The sequence below is a fragment of the Endozoicomonas sp. SESOKO3 genome (assembly GCF_024606255.1).
Map to the genome: position 1 here is coordinate 1 of NZ_JAHHPR010000297.1, position 2284 is coordinate 2284.

At 51.4% G+C, this 2284-nt stretch carries 2 protein-coding genes; both read left to right on the forward strand.

Annotation, left to right across the window (positions count from 1 at the left end; translation table 11 throughout):
- Positions 1-737: methionine adenosyltransferase (gene metK / locus KDK18_RS05335; RefSeq protein ID WP_257253736.1), on the forward strand; the 737-nt coding region annotated here is incomplete at its 5' end.
- 286 nt (positions 738-1023) lie between these two features.
- Positions 1024-2187, forward strand: coding sequence for a phosphoglycerate kinase (locus tag KDK18_RS05340; RefSeq protein WP_257253737.1), 1164 nt, complete (start codon positions 1024-1026; stop codon positions 2185-2187).
- Positions 2188-2284: the final 97 nt, after the last annotated feature.

A 2284-nucleotide genomic window follows, 5' to 3' on the forward strand; every position in this document is an offset into this window, starting at 1 on the left:
CTCACGAGCTGGTTAAGCGTCAGGCCGAGCTGCGTAAAAATGGTACTCTGCCCTGGTTGCGTCCGGATGCCAAAAGCCAGGTCACGATGCGTTACGACAGCGAAGGCAAAGTGCAGAGTGTGGATGCCGTGGTTCTCTCAACACAGCACCATCCTGACATCTCTCAGGAAGAGCTGCAAAAAGAAATTCTGGAAAAAGTCATCAAGCCGGTTCTGCCTGCACAATGGCTTCATGAAGACACCCGTTACCACATCAACCCAACCGGTATTTTCGTGATTGGTGGCCCAGTGGGTGACTGTGGTCTAACGGGGCGCAAAATCATTGTAGATACTTACGGTGGTATGGCTCGTCACGGTGGCGGAGCCTTCTCCGGCAAGGATCCTTCAAAGGTTGACCGTTCCGCTGCTTACGCAGGTCGCTACGTGGCCAAAAACGTCGTGGCTGCCGGTCTGGCTGACAAGTGCGAGATTCAGGTGTCTTATGCGATTGGTGTCGCGGAGCCAACGTCTATCGCTATTGATACTTTCGGCACTGGCAAGATTGCTGATGCCAGAATTGAAGAGCTGGTTCATGAGTATTTCGATCTGCGTCCGAAAGGTCTGATCGACATGCTGGATCTGAAGCGTCCAATTTATCAGGCTACTGCAGCATACGGTCACTTCGGTCGTGAAGAGGAAGCATTTTCCTGGGAACGCACCGATAAGGCTGACATCCTGAGAGCCGCGGCGGGTCTGTAATCAGTAAAACTCTGCTGAGGGGCTGCTTTAAGCAGCCCTCGTGAGACCTGTTCAATTCTGTTATACCTTCCTTCCAACTCTGTTGATCAATGATATTTCAATGGAGTTTTTTTTGCCCTGCGTCAACGCCTGAAAACCCTGTTGGTTGACGTCATATCTGGCCAAGAGTACGTACCGGGTGTGATTTTTTTGTGCTATTGTCCATGCCAATTCTACCCCTTGGCACTGCTGTCTCTTCCTGACAGCAGTCGAACTTTATTGAACCCGTGCGTAGGGAGAGACCCTGATGAACGTATTGAAAATGACCGACCTGAATCTGACTGGCAAACGGGTCCTGATCCGTGAAGACCTCAACGTTCCAGTCAAAGACGGCAAAGTCACCAGCGATGCACGAATCCTCGCTTCTCTGCCCACCATTAAGCGCGCTCTGGAATCAGGTGCCAAAGTCATGGCAACCTCACATCTGGGTCGCCCGACTGAAGGTGAGTACGACGAGCAGTTCTCCCTAAGACCCGTTGCGGACTACATTGGCGAGTTGTTGGGCAGAGAAGTACGCCTGATCAAAGACTGGGTTGACGGTGGTTTTGACGTTGCCGACGGTGAACTGGTCATTCTTGAGAACGTACGTTTCAATAAGGGTGAAAAGAAGGACGACGAAGCACTGTCTAAAAAAATGGCAGCCCTGTGCGATGTCTATGTAATGGATGCATTCGGTACCGCTCACCGTGCTCAGGCATCGACTCACGGCGTGGGTAAATTTGCTGAAATTGCCTGTGCAGGCCCGTTGCTGGCGGGTGAGCTGGAGGCACTGGGTAAAGCGCTGGGAAATCCTGAGCGTCCTATGTGTGCCATCGTCGGTGGTTCCAAAGTTTCCACCAAACTGACGGTGTTGGAATCCCTGTCTGACGTCTGCGATCAGTTGATCGTGGGCGGCGGTATCGCCAACACCTTTCTCGCTGCTGCCGGTCACAATGTCGGTAAATCCCTTTACGAAGAAGATCTGATCCCCAATGCCAGGGCACTGATGGAAAAGGTTAACGTACCTATGCCTGTAGATGTAATCTGCGGTAAGAAATTTGATGAAAATGAAACCGCTGTCGTTAAACGGGTATCAGAAGTAGAAGACGACGACATGATCTTAGACGTAGGCCCCCAAACCCGGAAACTGTTCAATGAAGTTCTGAAGTCCTCTAAAACCATTCTTTGGAATGGCCCTGTGGGTGTCTTTGAATTTGACCAATTTGGTGAAGGCACTCGCTCCATGTCTCTGGCTATTGCCGAGTCTGACGCTTTCTCTATCGCCGGTGGAGGTGATACTCTGGCCGCAATCGACAAGTACGGAATTAAAGACCGAGTATCTTACATTTCTACGGGCGGCGGTGCCTTCCTGGAGTTTGTAGAAGGCAAGAAGCTCCCGGCTGTGGCGATGCTGGAAGAAGCCTGTCAATAAAATAGAGAATAGCGCCCATCCAGGCGACCCCGTCTTGGCGACCCCGTAGCGAGGACGGCAGAAAATTGAGGACGAAAATTCGGTTTTGTGAGGAGAA

Bases quoted from the DNA above. Each gene is read 5' to 3' on its own strand.
- KDK18_RS05340 (WP_257253737.1), top strand. From the start codon at position 1,024: ATGAACGTATTGAAAATGACCGACCTGAATCTGACTGGCAAACGGGTC.